General features: G+C 42.4%; 19 protein-coding genes. 13 read left to right on the top strand and 6 right to left on the bottom strand.

Going from position 1 to position 21164, the window contains the following annotated elements:
* The first annotated feature begins 32 nt into the window (after positions 1-32).
* Positions 33-893: a ChaN family lipoprotein gene (locus AC04MM_RS13555; RefSeq protein WP_475380913.1), complete on the top strand. Its 861-nt coding sequence runs from the start codon at positions 33-35 to the stop codon at positions 891-893.
* Between the two features lie 31 nt (positions 894-924).
* Here AC04MM_RS13555 and AC04MM_RS13550 read toward each other — a convergent pair whose 3' ends face one another.
* Positions 925-1515 carry an ATP/GTP-binding protein gene (locus AC04MM_RS13550; protein ID WP_475380912.1) on the bottom strand — a complete coding sequence of 197 codons (591 nt, stop codon included), beginning with the start codon at positions 1513-1515 and terminating at the stop codon, positions 925-927.
* Positions 1516-1521: 6 nt separating this feature from the next.
* Positions 1522-2835: an enoyl ACP reductase FabMG family protein gene (locus AC04MM_RS13545; RefSeq protein WP_475380911.1), complete on the bottom strand. Its 1314-nt coding sequence runs from the start codon at positions 2833-2835 to the stop codon at positions 1522-1524.
* Between the two features lie 88 nt (positions 2836-2923).
* Here AC04MM_RS13545 and AC04MM_RS13540 point away from each other — a divergent pair, with 88 nt between their 5' ends.
* Positions 2924-3649: an ABC transporter substrate-binding protein gene (locus AC04MM_RS13540; RefSeq protein ID WP_475380910.1), complete on the top strand. Its 726-nt coding sequence runs from the start codon at positions 2924-2926 to the stop codon at positions 3647-3649.
* Here the strand turns inward: AC04MM_RS13540 and AC04MM_RS13535 are convergent.
* Together AC04MM_RS13535 and AC04MM_RS13530 are read right to left on the bottom strand one after the other, a co-directional pair.
* Positions 3615-4832 (bottom strand): 3-deoxy-D-manno-octulosonic acid transferase, encoded by a 1218-nt coding sequence (locus AC04MM_RS13535; protein WP_475380909.1) that lies wholly within the window; start codon positions 4830-4832, stop codon positions 3615-3617. The genes AC04MM_RS13540 and AC04MM_RS13535 overlap by 35 nt on opposite strands.
* Positions 4823-5809: a glycosyltransferase family 9 protein gene (locus AC04MM_RS13530; RefSeq protein ID WP_475380908.1), complete on the bottom strand. Its 987-nt coding sequence runs from the start codon at positions 5807-5809 to the stop codon at positions 4823-4825. The genes AC04MM_RS13535 and AC04MM_RS13530 overlap by 10 nt, the downstream gene beginning before the upstream one ends.
* Positions 5810-5891: 82 nt before the next feature.
* Here AC04MM_RS13530 and AC04MM_RS13525 point away from each other — a divergent pair, with 82 nt between their 5' ends.
* The 7 genes from AC04MM_RS13525 (at position 5892) to AC04MM_RS13495 (ending at position 14592) form a co-directional block, all read left to right on the top strand.
* The gene (locus AC04MM_RS13525; protein ID WP_475380907.1) at positions 5892-7202 is read left to right on the top strand and encodes a hypothetical protein; all 1311 of its coding nucleotides are present in this window, start codon (positions 5892-5894) and stop codon (positions 7200-7202) included.
* Positions 7192-9564: a hypothetical protein gene (locus tag AC04MM_RS13520; RefSeq protein WP_475380906.1), complete on the top strand. Its 2373-nt coding sequence runs from the start codon at positions 7192-7194 to the stop codon at positions 9562-9564. Before AC04MM_RS13525 ends, AC04MM_RS13520 begins: the two co-directional genes overlap by 11 nt.
* Positions 9548-10708 (top strand): MFS transporter, encoded by a 1161-nt coding sequence (locus tag AC04MM_RS13515; RefSeq protein ID WP_475380905.1) that lies wholly within the window; start codon positions 9548-9550, stop codon positions 10706-10708. The genes AC04MM_RS13520 and AC04MM_RS13515 overlap by 17 nt, the downstream gene beginning before the upstream one ends.
* Entirely contained in the window at positions 10672-11703 is a 1032-nt protein-coding gene (locus AC04MM_RS13510) for a hypothetical protein (RefSeq protein ID WP_475380904.1), read from the top strand. The genes AC04MM_RS13515 and AC04MM_RS13510 overlap by 37 nt, the downstream gene beginning before the upstream one ends.
* A complete protein-coding gene (locus tag AC04MM_RS13505) occupies positions 11703-12869 on the top strand; it encodes an N-6 DNA methylase (RefSeq protein ID WP_475380903.1) in 1167 nt (388 codons plus the stop codon). The genes AC04MM_RS13510 and AC04MM_RS13505 overlap by 1 nt, the downstream gene beginning before the upstream one ends.
* A 175-nt stretch (positions 12870-13044) precedes the next feature.
* Positions 13045-13671, top strand: coding sequence for a chalcone isomerase family protein (locus AC04MM_RS13500; RefSeq protein WP_475380902.1), 627 nt, complete (start codon positions 13045-13047; stop codon positions 13669-13671).
* 27 nt (positions 13672-13698) lie between these two features.
* Complete coding sequence (locus tag AC04MM_RS13495; RefSeq protein WP_475380901.1) at positions 13699-14592, top strand: hypothetical protein; 894 nt, start codon at positions 13699-13701, stop codon at positions 14590-14592.
* A gap of 66 nt (positions 14593-14658) precedes the next feature.
* Here the strand turns inward: AC04MM_RS13495 and AC04MM_RS13490 are convergent, their stop codons facing one another.
* On the bottom strand, positions 14659-15816 hold the full coding sequence (locus tag AC04MM_RS13490; protein ID WP_475380900.1) for a hypothetical protein: 1158 nt from the start codon (positions 15814-15816) through the stop codon (positions 14659-14661).
* Complete coding sequence (locus tag AC04MM_RS13485; RefSeq protein WP_475380899.1) at positions 15801-16370, bottom strand: cob(I)yrinic acid a,c-diamide adenosyltransferase; 570 nt, start codon at positions 16368-16370, stop codon at positions 15801-15803. Before AC04MM_RS13485 ends, AC04MM_RS13490 begins: the two co-directional genes overlap by 16 nt.
* Positions 16371-16425: 55 nt before the next feature.
* Here AC04MM_RS13485 and AC04MM_RS13480 point away from each other — a divergent pair, with 55 nt between their 5' ends.
* The 4 genes from AC04MM_RS13480 to AC04MM_RS13465 all read left to right on the top strand — a co-directional run bounded on the left by AC04MM_RS13480 (position 16426) and on the right by AC04MM_RS13465 (position 21163).
* Entirely contained in the window at positions 16426-17238 is an 813-nt protein-coding gene (locus AC04MM_RS13480; RefSeq protein WP_475380898.1) for an N-formylglutamate amidohydrolase, read from the top strand.
* A 94-nt stretch (positions 17239-17332) separates the two neighbouring features.
* Positions 17333-18667, top strand: coding sequence for a cytochrome c biogenesis ResB family protein (locus AC04MM_RS13475; protein ID WP_475380897.1), 1335 nt, complete (start codon positions 17333-17335; stop codon positions 18665-18667).
* Positions 18664-20319 (top strand): cytochrome c biogenesis protein, encoded by a 1656-nt coding sequence (locus AC04MM_RS13470; protein WP_475380896.1) that lies wholly within the window; start codon positions 18664-18666, stop codon positions 20317-20319. Before AC04MM_RS13475 ends, AC04MM_RS13470 begins: the two co-directional genes overlap by 4 nt.
* A gap of 259 nt (positions 20320-20578) precedes the next feature.
* Complete coding sequence (locus tag AC04MM_RS13465; protein WP_475380895.1) at positions 20579-21163, top strand: cytochrome c3 family protein; 585 nt, start codon at positions 20579-20581, stop codon at positions 21161-21163.
* Position 21164: the final 1 nt, after the last annotated feature.

Raw genomic sequence — 21164 nt, 5'->3', positions numbered from 1 at the left:
ACCCCTAGGAGTCAATGGAATATAAATCCAATATGTCATTAAATACACTCTTTGTGGTCATTATTTCGCTGGTTCTTCCTTTAAGCATTTCTGCCCAAGTTTTCGAAGGCGAATCTGGCTCTCAAATCGAATTAAATAAGGTTATAGAGCAAATTCAACCGGGCAATATCCTGGTGATTGGTGAAATGCATGGGCTTAAGCCAGTACATGACCAGCAAATGAGCATTTTACAGGCTTTACGGGCCCGTGGCTTTAAAGTCGCTGTAGGTATGGAGTTCTTCAGTTATACAGATGCCGCTTTAATTTCGAGCTTTCGTAAAGGGGAACTCAGTGAAGAGGAGTTTAAGACCGCCATCAAATGGGGCTCAAACGACTTTAACCTGTACGGGCCGCAGCTGTTATTCGGGGATGAGGGCTTTGGCATCAATATGCCGCGTGCAGTGACCAGCCAGATTTCTAAAAGTGGCTTAAGCTCGCTTACGCCAGAGCAACAGTTGCTGATGCCGCCAAATTTTGAATTAGGTAATGAAAATTATAAGCGCCGTTTTAACGACGCTATGGGTGGGCATATGCCACCGGAAAAATTTGCTAACTACTTTGCCGCCCAGTCAGTCTGGGATGATACGATGGCGTGGCAAGCGCTCAATTTCGTCGAAAAAAATCCTGATTATGTCTATGTGATCGTGGTCGGTGAATTTCATGTGGCTTACGGCGGAGGATTGCCTGACCGTTTACGTGCACGTTTGGAAGGCCTGAGCTGCCGTCTGACGGTCGATATTAAAACTATTTCACAGGTCTACACTGAAGGTCTGACTGAGGAAGAAATTCAAGCTCAGATTGCGCCGTCAGATCTATACGGTAAACGCGCTGACTGGATTATTCTCAGCAAATAAAAGAAGCGCGATGGTAAATTGCGCGTGCGTATTAACGATTAGATTTTTTGGATAATTCCATCTGCGCCAATATATCGGCTACGATATCAGTCGCCTTTTTCATTTTACCGAAAAAATCATTCTCTGCCGTAATAACCTGGCGGTGTGGATGTCCATCCCAGCTTGAACGCACTTTTTCATTTAGCAGCAAGGCCTCATGAAAGGATTCGGTGCGAATCGGGTTAGAGGTGTCGTAATCGCTTTCAGTAGCTGTGTCCAAATGCAGGACCCAGTCATATCTGGCAAGTTCGGCCTGACGGGTAGAATTAATGTTTTTAAAAAAATGTTCTTCGCTATCCGGCCAGTAGGCGAGTGAATCTAGCGATCCGCGGTCGCAGACAATCAGGCAGTCCGGGTGGCTTTCAATCATCAGTTCTTCAATGTGGCGAAGAGTAGAGATAATCGCAAGCTGGGCATGAAAGTAACCCGCATAGTTTTTAATACGCGGAAAGCCGCCCTTATATAAAATCGAAGCGGCCTCGGGAGCCACTTTGATTTTTGCACCAAACTCTTTTTTTAACACTTCAATCAGCGTTGTTTTACCGCCGGAAGGCCCGCCTGTGACAGCTAACTTCTTTGCCATAAAAAATTACGCGTTAGGTAAACAAAAGCTCACGGCATCGTGGCCGATCCACGCTACCGGATTTTTTGGTTTATAGGCATCGTGTAGCATGATGTAGCCGCACGATTTAAAAATAATTTCGCTTAAAACCGCACTCATCAGCTGTTTTTCATCTTTGTGCATACCTAAGATTTCGTCCGAAAGATTTAACATCTTTTCTAACTGTTCTTTGGTTGAATGCTGAGGCCAGGTTGGAAAGTGGCTAGTGCCGTGGTTTTCAGACCAGGTCATGAACTCATCGACTTTAGCAAAAATTTGTTGCAGCATTTGTGGTTCTTTTAGGACTTGGGCACAGTCGGCTTCCATCTTTTTTGTGATCGGGTGGTTTGGTTGTTCACGCTTTAATGAACGCACCAGATTGTATAACGCAATTTCCACACCTTGGAAGATTGAACTTGAGTTAGTTAAAATCTCCGGACAGTTGTAAACGCAGGTTTGTACTTCTTTAGAAAACCATTTTTTCGAGTAGTTTTCTAAATCGCATTTTGCCCAGCCCTGGATGTACGGAGCATAAGATTGCCAGCGGTATTCGTTGTTAATGATGACTTCAGTACCATGATAGCCATAGGCCACATACGATGTTGAAACACCTTTGCTTTTAAGCTTGTCACGTAATGCTGTTGATTGCTCAACTAACACATCAAAAGTTTCAGCAGTTACAACATGAAAGTTTAGCTGTAAAAAACGGCCGATCTGGCTTTCCCAGAAGTCTTTAGAAGCTAAATAACGATCGCCGGTACCTTTAAAGACACGATTCATTAACGGTAAAACAATTTTCGTACGCGGAACGCCGCCAGCCATTAAGTGTGCAAAGTGCACATGGTTTCCGGCCTGCAGTTTCGGTAGAATAATATTTTCTAATTCAGAGATAAAAGTCGCCGTTTGTTTTTTAAAACGTTCGCGGCCTTTAGCCAGCGATTCTTGTAACGACGTTTCAGTTAACGGGGTGTTTTGCCAGTCGCTTAATTTTAAGCCTTTAAGGTAATCGTTTGGTGATACACCTTTGTTATCCGGTTCCATATCAAAGCCCGCTTCTAACGGCACGTTGATGAACGGCTGAGGAATATTTTTAGATTCTTCTTCGGTTAAAGCTCGTAGGTTGTTATTTTCATCACGGCGGCCTACGGTTGCGCGAACAACGGTTAAACCATGCGCTTCAGCTTCTTCTACTAAACCATTGGCATAACCACGGTTGAATAGTTCACCGAATAAAACTAAAACATCACCTTTTTTTAAAGGCGCTTCTTGGGGGCGAGTACGAATTGCTGTAAAATCTTTCATAAGGAGCTCATTCTACACAATACAGCTCGTGACACAATGCTGTTTTTTGAGCTATTCCGCCAATGGTGGATATGTTATCCTTCCTACGATGCGCGTCGTAAGTTTTGTACCCTCATGGACTGAAACCTTAATCACTGCCGGAGTGGAAGTGGTGGCACGTACGCGCTTTTGTATTCACCCTGAAAACGCAGTTAAAGGGCTTCCCGAAGTCGGAGGTACCAAGCACATTAACTCTATCGATGACATCGTTAAGTTAAAACCTGATCTTGTTCTGTTTGATCGAGAAGAAAACAATCAAGAGATGTATCAAATGTGCCTTGAACGTGGGCTATCTTGTTATGCGACGCATGTCGTGAATCTGAAAAGCTGCGCCGACGAGCTAATTAAATTATCTGAGCTTTTACAAAACGCCAATCTTAAAGCCTGGGGGGATGCGTATTTGAATTTACCTGTTTTTTCACTTTCGCAGTTTGGCCAGTGTGTTCTTGCAGGCACCCTTCCTGTGGATAATGTTTCATCTGCTTTTAGCTATGTGATCTGGAAAAAGCCTTTTATGCGTGTATCGCCAGATACTTTTATCGGTGATGTTTTACAATTATTCGGTATCAGGTTAGTGCCAGCCGAAACAAAATATCCGCAGATTTCTGATGAAGAATTAAAAAAAACATTTTGTATTTTTTCTTCGGAGCCGTTTCCGTTTGCCAAATATTTTTCTGAATTGCAGGCTTTGGGGTTTAACGGCGTGCTGATTGATGGTGAAAAGATCAGTTGGTACGGGATCAGGACTTTAAGATTTCTGCAATCGCTTGCATAGTTTTGTGACTTCCGCCTTGCTTGCTTTCCGTGCGAATTTTTAATTCTTTGAGCTGATCTTTGTTGTCTTCAAAGTACTGTACAGCGGATAAAAATTCATGGCTATTGGTCACGGTTTGAACCAATTTCATTTTTTTAAAGGCAATGGCTTCCGGATTATTCAGATAGTGGGGGCCGACAATCACAAAATTGCCGGCACACAAAGGTTCCATTACGGAGTGTACGCGCGCAACAAATGAGCCGCCGACAAAACTTAATTTAGAATAGCGGTAAAAATCAGCCAGTACACCGATTCGGTCTACGATTAAAATATCAAATTCCATTGGGGGACAGTAATCTGCAAGCTTTACGATTTTTCGGGCCGGTAAAAGTTTTTTTAGCTCTGCAGCGAGGCTTTCAGCATGCTTTACTTCGTGTGGGGCCCAGATGATGGCATAGCCTTTGGCTATAAGTTTATCGCCGACTTGTTTTAGAACCTCGTCATCCTTGGGCCAGGTCGAACCGAAGGTTATAATTTTTTTATCAGTATCAAGCTGTATTAATGAATTCTGCCCCAGACGGAAAAACACCTGGTCAAAGCGGGTATCAGGAATATAACGAACTTCGGTCTTTGGTAATGCAGCCTGAATAAAACTGACCTGATGTTCTTCAACACAGCTGATAAAATCAAAACCCTCGCAGGTAAATTTTAGTAAAGTAGCATTAACCGCCGTTTTTTTCGGGTTAGTTGCAATGGCCGCCAGCTTTATTTTTCTTTTTTTTGCCTGCGCAATCAGGTTTGGCCAGAAATCGGTACGGGCAAAGATCAAAATCCGAGGTTTGATAAAGTCTAATAATTTCGCGTTATCAGCTGTCGTATCCCAGTTAAGCGGAAAAAACGCTGTGACTTCTTCAGTGATGTTTCTAAATAACGAAGTGGCCGAAAGTGACGAGTACGAAACAAAGATCTGGCTTTGCGGGTAAACTTTTTTAAAATCACGGATTAGGCTTTTGGCATATTCAATTTCGCCGCTCGATGCATGAATCCAGATTCTAACTGCGTCTGTATCGATTTTTGTTTTAAAGATTTCCTGATTGCGGCGCAAAGCGATCCAGGCTTTGGTTTTTTTACCCAAAAAAGGCGAACTTAAAAAAAGCACAAAACGTAAAAGGCGATACAGCAGATTATAAATAATCATAGCCATAATCTTTCTAAATGCTCTTGGACCATAGTAGGCGTTAAATCTACCATGCACTGTTGAAAGTTCGGATTTACGCAAGGCCCCTGGCCATGTTTACTACACGGGCGGCAGTACAGGTTTTTCTCCATGATCACTGTGCTCGGACGCGAGGGAAAACCAAACGGTGCCGGCCCCATTAGCGCAATGGTTTTTTTGCCAAGCTGTTCAGAAAAGTGCAGCATACCGGTGTCGTTAGTTACGATCGCCTGGGCGCGATTAATCACTGCAGCCGATTCAAGCAAACTGGTTTTACCGGTAAGATTAATGATATTCGGGTACTGTTCTAATTCAGCCGTGAAGGTATCGCCAGGCCCCGCAAGTACGACAATTTTTTTATCACTGTTTGCTTCGACTAATTTTTTCCAGTGGGTCATGGGCCAACGCTTTAGTGCGTAGGCTGCGGAAGGTACGATGACGATATATCGCGATAGTTCATGCCTGCTCAGTAATTGCGTAATTTTATCTTCGGTTGCGGTATCAAAAAAAATCAGCGGTGGCTTTGGCAGGCGAAACTTAATGCCTATTTTTTCCAGTGGTTTTAAAAGATCACGCTGGCCTGAAAACGGCTTTTCAAAAAGATTTATTTTAAACTTAATCAGTAAAAAGCGTTTGAACCGTGACATCGGTTTTACTACTTTGGTTTTAGCCGAAACTAAATGGCGGATAAAGAACGAACGTAAATTGTTGTGGGCATCGTAAATGAGGTCGAAGTTTTCTTTGCGCAGCTCTTGGCTTAGGCGAAAGATTTCAGCAAAGCCCTTTTTGCGGTCAATAGCCCAAACCTTTTTGATCTGCGGATTATTGTTCAGGAGTAGCGTAAAATCTGAGCGGGTCAAAAAATGCACCTCGGCCTGTGGGTATTCTTCTTTTAAAAGCGCAGGTATGCTTAAACTTTGAGTTAAGTCTCCAATGCTCGAAAAGCGAATCACCAAAATCTTCATATCATCATGTAATTACAAAAACGGCCTTCTGTCTATGATTTTAGCTTTGAAATGCTCTGAGTTTTAAGGCATGACTGTTTAGATGATGAACAAATTGTTTTTACTTGTATTAGGGGTGTGTTTGGCCGGTCAAGGGCGCGCTGAAATTACCAGCGAATTAGGTATTTCAGGTTTACACTTTATCAGTGAAGATTACGCCAGTTACCAGGATAATAGTTTTACTTTTATCGGTGCTGAAATTAAATCTGAAAATGCAGATAATGATCTTTTTAAAATTAATTTGGTCGGAAAATACACTCCGACAAATTCAGTTTTGAGTTACTTCAATCTTAAAGAAATTTATTTCACCAACCAGATCGATACTACGGCCGCTTTGCATATCGGCCGCCGACTTAAAACCTGGTCGGCGGGTGATGAAAAGTGGAATCTGGGATCTTATCAGCCACAGTTTCGCTGGAATCCACTAGATGTTGAAAGTCAGGGATTAGTCGGTGTGTTTTATGAAAAAACATTTGGCCACTGGAATTTAGGTTTATTCGGGACACCATTTTTTATTCCTGACCAGGGCCCGGCCTACGAAGTAAAAGACGGTCAGTTTGTCTCGAGTAACCCGTACTTTACCCCTCCACCACAGAATATTATTTTTCAAAACGTAGTGCTGCCGATTGATTACAACTTAATGGAGCCAGAGATTGCTGAGGTTGTTGAACAAGCTGGCTTTGGTTTAATGTTTGGTTACGAATTTGACGGCTTAAAGGCAACTTTGGCCGGAACTTATAAGCCTTCGAATCAGTTTGCCTTAGGTTATAAGGGGATTTTGGTTACTAACCGGGTGCGCGTCGATGTTGAACCGAAAACATACTATGAAAAACTCACCAGTTTTGACTTAGCCAAGCACTGGCAAAAACTGTACGTAGGTGCTTCGGCCCTTTATAATGACCCGGAGACGCCGGATTTTTCCACCAATTACAATTCGCCGGTGATCAAAGCCAATACTACGGTAATGCCTTATATCGGTTATAAGACAGAGCCTATTGCATTTGAATTGGCCGGGCTGTTTATCGAGGGCGGTGAGGTCACTGAAATCGGACCGGATGCAAACCCTGATCGGCAGCCGCTGACCCAGAAATACCTTTATCAGAGCGCTTATCAGGTTTCGCTAGCCTACGATTCAGAGGTCAACGGATGGTTAAAACTCATATCGAGCTTACAGTGGCGCGAGGCTGAGAAAAATTTACTCAAAACCTTAAAATGGCAGAACATTTTTGATATAAAAGGGCCCTGGAAAATAACACTTGATCTGTTCCTGGTTGAAACCAGTGACGAAGCAACTACGGTATCAAATTACCGTAATCTGGATCAGGTCTGGGTGGGGGCGTCTTATGATTTCTAAAAGTAGTAAAATTTCTGTTCTGATCGGCTTGTTGTTATGTCTGACAGGCTGTGATCAGTTTTTAAAAGGCAAACCACAGCCGCCAAAAATTGTTGAGATTAAAACTTCAGATCTAGAGTGTGTTAAAAATGTTCAGGCTGATTTCAAAAAACTAATCGAGTCACAGGCTAGCGAACAGGATATCGACGAATCGTTTGCCTGTCTGTACAGTACCCTCGATCAATTTAAAAACCGCGCTGAAGGCCGGGCTAATCCCAATGCTTTTACCAGCGGCGAATTATTTATTATTTTTGATACCTTCTTTAAAGACGCCGAGATTTCGCAACAGGCAACTGATAACCTGTTAGTTCTTAAAAAAGCGTTGTTGGGTGGGGTAGAAAACGAAATCACTAAGCCCGAATTAGAGTTGCTTAAAGATTATCTGAAAATTCTGCAGGTCGAAATCAAAAAGCTTTCACCGTACATTAAAGTTTTTTCGTTTAAAAAAGAAAATGGACCGTTTGATCAAAAAACGCTTAACTTGGCTTTTTCTCAGTTACGCAGCTCGCTTAAAACTTTGTTAACGGCTTCTAAAATCCCGCGTGCGGAATATAACTTCGAAGATGTAAAGCAACTTACGATCAGTCTTAATATCGTTGAAAAACAAGAAGATCAGCAGCTTTTGAACCTGGTTGAGAACGTGGTTAACCTGCTTGCCGGAAAAGAACCGTTAAAGACTGAAGCTGAGTATATTCTATCGATTGATAATTTCGTCGATGTATCGGCACTTTACGCCGAGGCCCTTTATACCGGGATGAAATTTGAAATCGGCGACAAAAACCAGTTAAACCGTGTACTGGATTTTACCGGACGAATCATCACCGCGTTTGAAAATTCGCTGCAGTACAAAAAGACACATCAGTTACCGGTTAAATACCTGGATCCAATCATCAACGAAGTTTTAAAGGCACAGATTATCCCGGTAGAAATTAAAGAAGAGACGTTTCAGCGTTTTTATAAAACGGCTATTATCCGTATTTTTAATGATCAAAAAAATATCGATCCGGTAAGCCTTGAATCATTACGCCCGGTCAACTTCAGAAAAATCAAGCGCGAATATCATATCTATAAAGCCTATCAGGACATGATCAACAGCCTGAATTTCGGTGCAAAAACTTTTCTGATGCCGAATGCTCTTCAGGCTCAGATCAAAGCATATAATTTTACGCCGGCGATAAGTAAGTTAATTCAGGTGAATAAACTGGATCAGGCTTTAACAAAAGAAATTGCTCTTGGTGTTGAAGAACTGCGCCAGGAAGCTTTGGCAAAGCTTCCAATATTATACCGTCATAAAAAATACGTCGTGGCAGCGTCGCAGAGTACCGCTGAAGTCAGCTGGAGTGACGTCAGTCGTTCGCATTATGTAAAAATGCTGGCGCGCGAGTTGTTGCTTGGCTGGGGGCAAGTCGATCCGAGCTTAAACCTTTATAGCCCGAACAGCCGCATGCTTAAGGCAGATTTCGTTAAGTGGTACAACGATTTTAAAGAATTTGCGATCGAACTTAAACTTTTTGATCCGCGTGCGACGGATAATGGCGCTGACAACTTTACTCAGGCAGATTTATTCACTTATGCAGGTAATGGCGATAATCAACTGCACTACCTGGAATTACAGCAGTTTGTAAACATGCTGTTAGGCGGTGGGGCTGAGCTTTCAGATGATGTGAATAAAGTAATGATCGCATCCGGCTGTTCGATCCCGGGCCAAATTGATGTGTTCGGTAACCCTTGGTTTGAGGAAAAGTGTTTTTTAAAAAATGTCCGCATTCATGCTAAGCGTTTTTTCTCGCACATCTATCTTTTCGGTAACTACGTTACCTCGTTAAACGAACAAGAGTACTTAGGCTTTTACACAGAGCTAATGAGTGTAGCCCGCTTAAAAGCTGATACCGTCGGCCGTGTTGAAACTGCAGATATCCGTCAGTTTTCGCTGTTAGCTATGTTTATTGATTCGTTGCTGACAATTTACGATAATAAAGGAAGTTATGGTGAGGTCGGTCCTGAAGAAATTCGCGCCGCTTACCCGCGCTTTAAAAACTTCGTTGCAGATTATGTAAAAAAGCCGGATGTAGCGGTAAAATTAAAAGACTGGGATAAATGGTATAATGTGTGCAAACTTTCCCACAGCAAAGACGACTTTTTGCAAGAGGCTTTTATTTTCTTAGTATACAACGGCCGTATTCCTGAAAAATCAGATATCAACCTGTTGTGCAACTTTGGTGAACTGTTCAAGTTTGAAGGAACCGTTAACCGCCGATCTATTCTTAGTACTTTTCAAATCCTCAAAGAGGAGATAGCCTTAAGCAATGGCGGCAAAAATTAAACAGTCTCAATGGGCCCTGATCTTCGCATTTGCGAGTTTATTTACGCTGGGCCTAGCCGATAATATCCGGGGAACTCTCTTCCCCGAAATTTTGAATCAGTTTCAGTTGTCTAATACCTTGGGGTCGTGGTTATTCGCGATCTCGTCAACCGGTGCGTTTATCGCTGGGGTGGTGTCGCCGGCTTTCTTGCGCCGCCATACCATCTCGTCGTTATTATCAGCTGGGGTGTTGTTAATGGCCGTGGGATTAGCGGTCACCGGCTTTTCCGTAAACTTTAGCTGGATGATCGCAGGAAGCCTGCTCTTAGGCTTAGCCATCGGTTTTATGGCGGTAGCCCAGAATTTGCTCGTGTCAGAAGGAGTCGAAACGAGATTGCGCTCACGCGCTCTTTCCGGTCTACATGGCTTTTACGGCTTATCAAGTTTTTTTGCCCCGATGCTGGCGGCTTCAACGACTAAAGCTTTCGGTCACTGGAGTGCGGCTTTTTATGTTGTGGCGGTAGTAAGTCTTATTACTCTGGCGGTTCAGATCTTTATCAGGCCAAATCCCGAATTCATAGTGCATGCGCCGGTTGTCACCGACGACACGGCTGCAAAAGAGCGACTGTCAAAGCGCGCACTGGCTTTTGTGTGTGTTTTTTTTGCTTTTTATGTGGTTGCTGAAATTTTGATTTCAACCCGATTAGCACTGTATATGCGCACCTACTTTGCGATGGATCTGACTCAGTCAGCTGGATACGTGACTTTGTTCTTTCTTTTCTTGCTGATCGGGCGGGTATCATTTGCATTTATTCATTTGCCGTTTTCGTTAAAAGCACAGCTGTATGGTTGTCTGGTCGGCTCATTGATTTGTCTATCTATTGGGCTTAAATGGCATCCGTTTTTTCTGGCATTAAGCGGGCTTACCATGGCGCCATATTACCCGCTGTGTGTATCGTATATTTCAGAAATTTCTAAAGATTTAAGCCGTACGGTGGTGTCTTACGCGATGAGTTTTCAAAGTTTCTCTGTAGTGGCCATGCATTTAGGTGTAGGTTATATGACAGACACGTTCGGATTGGCCTTTGCTTTTGGAGTGGGAATTTTAGCCCTGATAATTTCAATTATATGTTTAAGTTTGCATCCTCAAAAATTAACAGTTTAATTTCAGCATTTTTATTTTTCTTCTTGTTTGTACCCACTGTGCAGGCTCAGTTTTTGTATTCGCGTGGAGCAGTGATTAGCGGTTTTATTGACGAACAGTATCTCTTAGCGAGCAGCGAAACCAATATGTGGGAAGTCGGAGAGATTTTACCGATCATCTCGCAAAACTCTAAAATCGGGGTTTTTGCTTTTGTTGAATTACAAAACGTTAAAACGATCAAATACGGCCACTACGAGCTAAAATTAAAGCTTTTACGCCAATCGAGAAAGTATCTGATTCAAAAAGGCGATATCATTAAAAAACTGGATATGTCGACTTACAATGAAGAGTTTATCGGCACAACGGATCTGATCGTCAAAAAAAGTGAACTGAATATCTCATCGAAGTACCGGCCTCTGTTTTACCAAGGTATTTCAATCGGTGAAACAGCGCAGACACTGTATAAACACGAGTTTTTGGTGAACTATATCGGTAATATGTTCTACGGTGTTAAAGAGTGGCTTACCGTGGGAACGTTTGCCCCGGGTAATTTGATCGACCGCCCGAATGCCAACTTTAAAGCGCGCTTCTGGAATTCTGATGCAACCACCTTGGCAGCAGGTTTAAGTTATGTCGATTTAAAAAAAGAAGAAGAGGCGACCCTGAATTTAAATATGTGGTGGGATTCGACCTCATCCGACGCATTGATTTCGCACACCTTCTTAAGCCTTGGTTTAGTCAAATGGGAAGGCGCCAAAGACGCAGCCGCGATCAAGGCCTTAGGTTCTAGCTCATTTCAGACCGGTTACGAACTGATCCGTTCAGATTGGGATAGAGTGCTGATCGGCCCGAACTACAACTTCGAGAAAAAAGCGCTGGGTGGCTATTTATCTTACGTCTGGATTTATGATCGTTTTCATGCGCAGGTTTCAGTCAATGCCACCGACATTACACATTTTCGCTTAGATCCGCGAGATGGTTACTACGGCTTTTTTGATTTTTACTGGAGATTTTAATGAGGTCTCGATTTTTCATCTCCTGCCAGCCACAATTAGAAAAAGACCTGTTAAACGAGCTTGAAAGTTTCTGGCACCAGTTAATTGACCTTGACGGATTACCGACACGTTCGCGCCCGGAAGTTGTCTATGAAGACTTAGGCGGTATCGAAATCGAGTGCGAAAATCATCTTGGATTTCAGATTAATTTATTTTCAAAACTTGCAATTCGTGTCCTGTGGCGCGTGCATCACTTTGAAGCCCGGTATTTTGACCAGTTCGAAAAAGAGCTCAAAAAAATCGATCTAAAAAAGTACCTCGGTGAACTGAAATTCAATTTAAATATCGAATCCGGTAAATCGCGGTTATTTCACGAAAGTAATCTTGAGGAATTGGCTCATAAAATCCTGAAAAATGCCGTTAAAAAGCAAGATGATGCTTTATGTTCGCTGTATATCCGTATTTTTAAAGACCATGTTACGCTAAGTCTGGATACTTCAGGTAAGCACCTGCATAAACGCGGCTACCGTGTCGTGCAGGGTGAGGCGCCGATGCGTGAAACCCTTGCGGCCAAGATGTATAACTTTCTTTTAAAAAATGCTCTTGAAGGTGAAGTGAAATATTCGCCGCAGGATGCAAATGCAACGATCTTGGATCCGTTCTGCGGCTCGGGCACTTTGTTGTTTGAAGCGGCCAGTTTCTTTCAGCCTAACCTGGTTTCGAAATTTGATTTTGAACGCTTTAACAACCTTCCGGGTTTACTTAAATCTGAAACCTGGAAGAAGAATTTTAAAATCGCCAATCCACTTAAGACGCAGTTTATGGGGATAGAGCTAGAAGCGAAAACCGCAGAAAAAGCCAAGCAAAATTACGAAGCTTTTAAAATGCATTTTCCAGGGGTTGATAATGCGTTTACTTTTATCAATGCTAATTCAAAGACAGCCGATTTATCTGCGCTAAATGGCCGCTCTGTTGTAGTGATGGCCAACCCTCCGTACGGGGAGCGATTGAAAAATACTGATGCCGAGGACGTGCTGCTGGCGCTAGAGCGTATTCCGGGGTTAACAGCGGTTGTTGTGGTGCATCCGCCACAGTGGAAACTGCCGTTTTCACAGTTAAAAATTAAACAAAGCGAAGCTTTTAACAATCAAGGTTTAGACTTAAAACTCACTTTATTTGCATTATAATCCAAATTTGCCCCTATTTTACATACCGAAAATGTAACTCCTGCCACTAGTAGTAAAAGCTCTAGACTTTATACTGATTTTTGTGTTTTCTAGCGCACGCAATAAAAACCAAAACAATCGATGCGAACTGGGTAATTGCTCACGTGCATCTCGTATTCTTATAGGGAGAATTAAAATGAAAGCTATTTTAGGATCATTAGTATTATTGATCGGTCTTACTGCTAACGCAGGTTTATTAACTTTATCTGGTGGCAGCCAAAAATTAGAAGGTGTTACATTAAATCAAACGGCTAAGGCAGCTGATTCAGCAATGTCTTTAGTCGGTGCTGGCGTACGTACTAAAAAAGTAGTTCTTGTTAACGTAAAAGTTTATGTAGCTGAGTTATTTACAACTGATGCTTCTAAGTACTCTCGTGACAACAATGCTTTACGTTCTTTAGAAGGTGCGACAGCAACAGCGATCCGTTTAACTTTCTTACGCAGTGTACCTGCCGAAGATGTTGCTAAATCTTACCGCGAAGCTTTGGCCGCTAATTCTGTAAACTTAAATGATCCGGCGATCTCTCAGTTCTTAAATGTTGTAGCTAAAGGTGGCGATGCTGCTGAAGGCAAATCGTTTGTGATTCTATTAGTGCAATCTAACGGTGGTACTAAATTACATTACGAAGATACTAAAGGGCAAATGTCAGTTGTTGAAGGTCCTCGCGCTTTACAACAGCAAGTTCTTTCTATCTGGTTAGGCAACTCTGCTGATGCTGGTTTAGAAACATTAAAAAAATCATTATTAAAACCAGTTTACTAATTCGTTGATATATAGGGTGTGATTAAAATGAAAAATCTTTTATTAGTATTAACAATTATCACTGCAGTAGGTTGCGGCAAATTACACAGTGTTTTAGAAAAAGCTGAGTCTATTCCAGGTAAAATGGATTCGTTAAACCAAGGTATGACGAAAACCAATGAATCAGTTCGTTTGCAAAAACTTAGCGAAGCTGATCATAAATTAATGGATGAAGCTAATTACGATGTATTGGCTCCGGTTCCGGTTTTCTTATTATCTGCCGGCAAAATCTTCGGAGAAGAATTAACTTCTGAAGAAGCTTTATTGTGGGTCTACAAAAACATGGTTTATTTGAATAAGCATTTTATCGTAGATAACCCATCTTTTGACTCTCAAAACCCAGAGCACGTTGCAAAATTTGACAAGAAAAAAATGGGCGTTTTCTCAGCTTTAATGGTTGTGAGCGGTAACTTAAAAGACAGCGTAGTTGATGAAATTATCCTTCATATCCATAAATCAGGCCGTTATTCTAAAACCGGTTATGAGATCTTGGCTTTGCGCCAATTTTTCTTTGATCAGTTAATGATCCAGGCAAGTGTTTTCTCTGAATCTCCGGATAAACTAGAAAAACTTGGTCATATCGAAAAAGCGATTGAGTTTAACTCTAAGATTGAGCGCATTGCGAGATTATCGCAACCTCAGTTAATCAAAGTTAGCTTGACTGGTATGGCTAACCAAGACTTAAACACAGAAATCACTTTTGATCCGGCAGTTGTGCATACTAACTGGGTTGAGATCAAAAAACGTGCTGAAGCTGGTTTCCAAACTCACACCCTAACGACTGATGTAAAAGAAGATCCATCTCAGATTGCTGCACAAAAAGCTACTTTTGCAAAATTGATGTCTTTCTTAGACGGTAAAATTCAGCAAAAACTTCAGTAATCTTTCAAAATAGAGATTAGAATTATAAAGCCATCGTTGCACAGACGATGGCTTTTTTTATGGGTTTTAAAACAGAAAGCCATCAAGCCAGATGTTCTTTGCGATTTTGGCTTTTAGCGGGGTTTCGCCGGCGTCGATAGCCTCAGGAGTTCTGATTTCGTAAAGAGCGTAAGGCGACTCGCTGTGAATCGTACCGATCGGCGGGCGGTGGGTGTACATCGACTGTTCGTAAGTGTAGATTAGAAACTCGTTCTGCTTAGACTGATCAAAGGCAAACTTTACCATGGTCTGAAACACGTCGGGATGTTCAAAGAACAAGAAATGCAACAGCTGAAAGTTCAGAGTCTGCTCTTTATGGGTGCGGGAGAACGGACGGGTCAGTTTACGGCCAACCCTGAAAAACGAAGCAAATTTTAAGAACTGGCGGAAGTTGTCTGACTGCTGGTTATAAGTTTGCGGAAAATAATCCTGCAATAACGAAGAACTAAGGGGATAACAAACGCCGACAATATTATCTTTCGCATCGCGGGCCACAACAAAGTTTCTAAAAGAATAGATCAATGATTCGTGAATATAGGATTCGACATTCTCGGTCATAGCACTCGGAACTAATTCCAGAGTCTGTAATTTGTCAGCCAGATATTTTATAAACTTTGCCTGATCCTGTTTTTCTAAAAATCCGACTTTGATAAATGGATTTATTTTAAAAAGAAACGGATAAAAACCGTGAATTGAGACTAAATTAAATTTACGGATCAGTTCGTAGAATGGTTTGTTTGCTCTTTTTTGTTTAGTGCGGATAAAAGCATTGATGGCCTGAGAGCTGTCCATGCTGATTGAAGTGATAAAATGATCGATTTTTTCGGTTGCGATCAGCTTTTGTAATTGCGGTAAAAAGTACCGTGACCAGTTAAGTACGGCCTTACGCTGATGCGAGATTCGTAAATCGCAGGCGTAGGCTGTTTTTAAAACCTGTTTGCCAATTTTGGTATCCTGTAAGAGAAAGCTGGCTGTGCCTAATAACTCGTTATTGTTAAATACGTTGGTTTCTTCCAGGATGTAGTTATGGAATTTCTGCTGCAGTCTTCGGTACAGCGAGAAAAAGTCGACCTGACGTTTGATTTTTACATCTAAAAGTCCCTGCGTCGGGATTTCATAAAAAAACTGCCCTAGTTTTTCTGAGTCGGCAGGAGTTGACTCGCGCAAGACTATTTTTTCTTCCACAAGATGTCCTGTGTGTCAGTGCGGTGATTGACGAAACGGGCCGCGGTGAAAAGAAAATCACTTAAGCGGTTTAAATAGATCAAGACCTGCTCATAATGCGGCTCTTGCTGAGCTATTTCGCTCGATCGGCGTTCGCAACGGCGGCACAAGGTGCGCGCTACGTGTAAATGAGAGCTTAAAATATGGCCGGTCGGTAAGATAAAGTTTTTCAGCGGTTCAAGTTCAGCGGTCATGGCATCGATCATTGATTCAAGCTGAGTCGTGGCCTCGGGATCGAGTTGCGGCAATTTTTTTAAAACCGCTTCGTCGACCGTTGCCAGCAGGCTGCCGATCACGAACATGTTGTTTTGAATATCAAACAGGATGCGGCGAAGTGAAGTGTTGCTGATATTCAACTGTTCGTTGTTTTCTAAAAGACTGAAAATCAAACCAAGATAAGAGTTTAGTTCATCAGCAGTGCCGTAGGCCTCAACGCGCGGATTGAATTTCTCGACGCAACTGCCATCAACCAGCCTGGTTGTTCCTTTATCTCCGGTTTTCGTATATATTTTCATATATTTATTAGCTAATGTCTTTTACTGTTAGTCAAGTTTAGGGGTGTTTGAAATCATGTCAGAGCCGATTATTCCATTTTTTGTAACGATGCCACATTCTGGTGAAAAAGTTCCTGATGAGTGCACCTGGTTACATAATCTTGAGGAAAAAATTTTAATGTGCGATGTAGATCGCTACATTGACGTGATCTACGAGCCTTCTTTGCAGAAACTGAAAGTGCCGTACCACAAGACCGAATGGCATAGGTACGCCGTGGACTTAAACCGTATCCCGCAAGATATTGATTGTGATTCGGTTATGGGCAGTGAAAATATATCCGGTTCTAATAGCCGAGGATATCATTGGGTTGTGACCACTTTGAACTATCCTTTAATGCAAAGCCCCATTTCAAAAGAGCTGCACAATAAACTGACTGATCTGATTTATACCCCTTTTCATGACGGTGTAAAAAAGCTTTACGCTGATTTTAAGAAAAAGGGTTTTGAGCACGTTTTTCATTTAGATGCGCACTCGATGCCTTCACTTGGAACAAACCAACACAAAGATCCGGGGCAATATCGTGCTGATATTGTAATCAGTGATAATTTAGGTGTCAGTTGCGACAGTCGCTACAAAGATATTGTGATTGCTGCCTACAAAGAAGTCGGTTTTTCGATCAGTTACAACTGGCCGTACATGGGTGGGCGCGTGACCCAGCAGTACGGTAAGCCTGAAGTCGGTCAGCAGGCTCTGCAAGTAGAGCTTAATCGTGCTTTATATATGGACGAAGTGACCAAAAAGATAAAACCAGATTATGTTGTTGTGCAAGAGCAAATATTCAAGGCACTTGAACACATCAAAAGAGAACTACCCAATTTGAAAATCTAAGAGTACGGTTCAAGGTCGTATGCGATTTAAAAATCCTCTGTTGCAAAAATTTTGGCGATTTTCTACGTCATTTCAATTAGGCATTCCAATTCTCGTGGCCATTACCTGTTTAATTACCTGGGGAACCATCGTTGAATCCCAGTATGATGCCTTTGCGGCACAGAAGTTAGTGTATCACAGCTGGATGATGTATGTGACCATGGGGTTACTGGTTTATAATCTTACAATTGTGATGGTTGACCGCATGCCGTGGAAAAAGCGCCATGTGCCGTTTCTCCTGGTTCATACCGGAATTATCTTGCTTGTCTTCGGCGGCTGGGTAACACAAAAATACGGTATCGATGGCTCATTGATGCTTCCGATTAACGGTAAAAACAACTACGTCTCGGTGGCGCAGACGGATTTGGTGGTGTACGCCACTTTTGACGGTGACCGGTACACGAAAGTGTATGAGCGCGAGGTGGATTTTTTCATGAATCCGCCGACTGAGCAGAAGCCGTTTATTGTCAATCTGGGTGATAACCAGATTAAAATTTTAAAATATCTTAAATATGCGCGCGTCAGTAAAAAGTTAAAAAAGTCTGATGATGTGAATGTCGGTGCATCGGTGAAGTTTCAGTTGCAAAACGTAAATGTAACCCAGGTTGAGACGCTGACCCAGCCGGCAAAAACCAAAACGGCGGATGTGAATTTCGGACCGCTGAAAGTGATCCTCGGGCACAATGTAAAAGAAGAAGGCCGTAAAGACCGTTCTACCAATGAAATTTATCTAAATGCAAAAAATGAGACCGAAGTTTATTACGAACTTTTCCGCAAAGAAGAAATGAAGTCGTTTAAATCCGGTACGATTAAAATCGGCGATAAAATCGCCACCGGCTGGATGGGTGAGTTAGAACTTCGCCTGCTGGATTATTTACCGCAGGCTACGGAAGAATGGGATGCGGTCCAGGTCGATCGTCCGACGCCGTTAACCAGCCCTGCAATTTTGATCCAGTTTGGTGAAAAAACACAGTGGTCTTTGTTAAATGACATCGTTAAGCTTTTCGGCGAAAACGAGGCTTTTATCGTAAGTTACCAAAACCGCCGTATCGACCTTGGTTTTCCGGTGCATCTGAAAAAGTTTGAAATTACTCATTACGAAGGCACGCAGAAAGCTAAAACCTACGCGAGCACAGTTGAAATCGTGCCACCTTCGGGAACTACGCCGATTTCTGGTTACATCGAGATGAATGAGCCACTCAAATATGCGGGTTACACATTTTATCAGGCCAGTTTTAATGAGGATGAAAAAACCGGTGAGCCGACGGCTTCGGTTTTGTCGGTTAATCTTGATCCGGGCCGCTGGATTAAATATTTAGGTTCGTTAATTCTATCACTGGGTATGGTTTGGTTATTTATCCAGACCCGCCGGAGAAAGACAGCACAATGATTCGCTTAATATTAACACTAGCCATATTTTTTCAACTTTCGCTGGTTTCAAGCTTTGCACAAGCTGCCCCGAAGCTTGGTGAAGCCATCAGATACCTGCCGGTCCAGGACGGCGGCCGCATTAAGCCTTACGATACTTTTGCCAAAGAAGTTCTTGAGGTCGTCTATGGTAAAAAAACATATAAAACTGAATCTGGTGAGTCGGCGCCGGCGTATTTGATTGTTTTAACGTGGATGCTTTCACCGGATAGCTGGACGAATCGTCCGTTATTTGAAGTGAATCACTTGGATGTGAAAAACAAACTGGGCTTGGCGCATGATAGAAAATACTTTTCAAGCACCGAGCTTTTTACGACGGATAAATTCCAGAATTTAATGCAGGAACTGGCGGATAAACGCCAAAGCCAGGAAAAACTTACGCCTTACTTTCAGGCGCTGCAACGTCTGCAGAATCAGATGATCTATTTTAGAGAACTTGCCGGCGGAAGACTTCTGCGTATTATGCCAAGCCAAGATTCAGACACCTGGTTATCGGTTGCTGAAATTCCAGAAGCCCAGCAGCAGTTGTTTATCGGCATTAGCCAAAGTGTAGCGGCGTATCTTGGCGCCTTGGCCGAAAAAAAAGATATCGACTCGGCTAAGACAACTCTGGATCAGGCGGTAATTGCTTTTCAAGACAGCGTGGCCAAGCTTGCCCCGGAAAAATACGCACAGGCGCACAAAGTAGATACTGAAGTCTTATATAATGATACGCATTTGTTCCGCTGGACTTATGTTCTCTATATTTTAGCAGCGATAATATTACTTTTTATCTGGGTCAGAAATTTACAGAGTGGGATGGCTCTGGTGTGGGCGATTACCCTGTTAGGTTTTTTTGTTCATATCTTAGGTTTTGCGTTTAGAATTTATCTGGCAGAGCGTCCGCCGGTGACCAATATGTATGAAACCGTGGTTTGGGTTTCGTGGGGAACGCTGCTTTTTGCGATGATCTTAGAGAAGATTTACAAGTACAAAATTTTCTTACTGGCTGGCTTACTGATGGGCTTTGTGTGTATGGTAATCGCTGACACGGCTCCGGCCGTGCTGGATCCGAGTATCCAGCCGTTAGAGGCGGTTCTGCGCAGCAGTTATTGGCTAATCGTGCATGTGATGACGATCACGATTTCGTATGCAGCCTTTGCCTTAGCCTTTGCTTTAGGTGATATTGGGCTTATTTATTATGCAATTGATAAAGAAAAGCACGCTGAAAAAATCAAACATATCACAACCGGTGTGTATCGTTCGATGCAAATTGGAGTGGCATTTTTGGCTCCGGGTATTATTTTAGGCGGAATCTGGGCTGATGCTTCGTGGGGGCGCTTTTGGGGCTGGGATCCGAAGGAAACCTGGGCTTTGATTGCACTTTTGGGTTACATAATAATTCTACATGCCCGTTTAGTGAACTGGATTGAAAATTTCGGTATGTTAGTTTCTGGTGTGCTGACGTTTAATCTAGTGATTATGGCGTGGTATGGAGTGAACTTCATTCTTGGGGCGGGGCTTCATTCATATGGATTCGGTGCTGGCGGTGTCGAGTACGTTTCGATTTTTGTGCTTCTTCACTGCATATTTGTTGGTTATGTTTTCAGCGTTAAAAAACTGAGTAAAGTTTAAAATTATTTACCAACGATGAAGTAAAAAAGGCGATGTTTGAAGCATCGCCTTTTTTGTTTTTTGGCCCGAGTAACTTCGTTAGCTGCAGAAGATCGTTTCTTCCAAAAAAAACGATGTCTTTTGGTCACAGTTTTTTTGCTCTACTCTTAAGCATGCAAGGTCTTGATTTCCCTCAGGGATTTTCAATTGCTATTCAAATTCCTCCGTGACTTTTACTTCGCATTGCATTTTAATTAACTTCAAAGAAAGGCAATTGTTTATGCTTAGTAAAAACCGCACCTCTGTAAGTGCCATGGTTACTCTTGTGCTTACGGTATTTTTTCTTTCAAGTTGTTTGTTCCAAAATCCAGATGGCGGAGCCCGCGTCGGTATTGGTTACAACAAAGGCTATGCGCCTGATCAACCAATCGCATTCAGCCACGAACTTCACGTTGGTACTCACAAGATTCAGTGTCAGTACTGCCACAATCAAGTAGAGCGTTCAAAATCATCGAACATTCCTTCGCTTGCAACATGTATGAATTGCCACCAACAGGTTGCGGGAACTCCGAACAAAGAAACTGTTCCGGGTTACAAAGATTCTGATGAGATTAAAAAACTTCGTGATGCTTTCAATGACGGTAAGTCAATTGAATGGGTTCGTGTTCACATGTTGCCAGATCACGTTCAGTTCAATCACCAAGCGCACGTTGCTAAAGGTGTAAGTTGCCAAACTTGCCACGGTGAAATTGAAAAAATGGCTAAGGTAATTCAGCATTCAGATTTGTCAATGGGCTGGTGTGTGAACTGTCACCGTCAACCGGAAAACAAAGCTTCTCTTAACTGTACAACGTGCCATCACTAGG

This window comes from Bdellovibrio sp. SBM16 (genome assembly GCF_056175625.1).
Note: the sequence above shows the minus strand (reverse complement) of the source record. Positions and strands in the feature narration are given on the sequence as shown.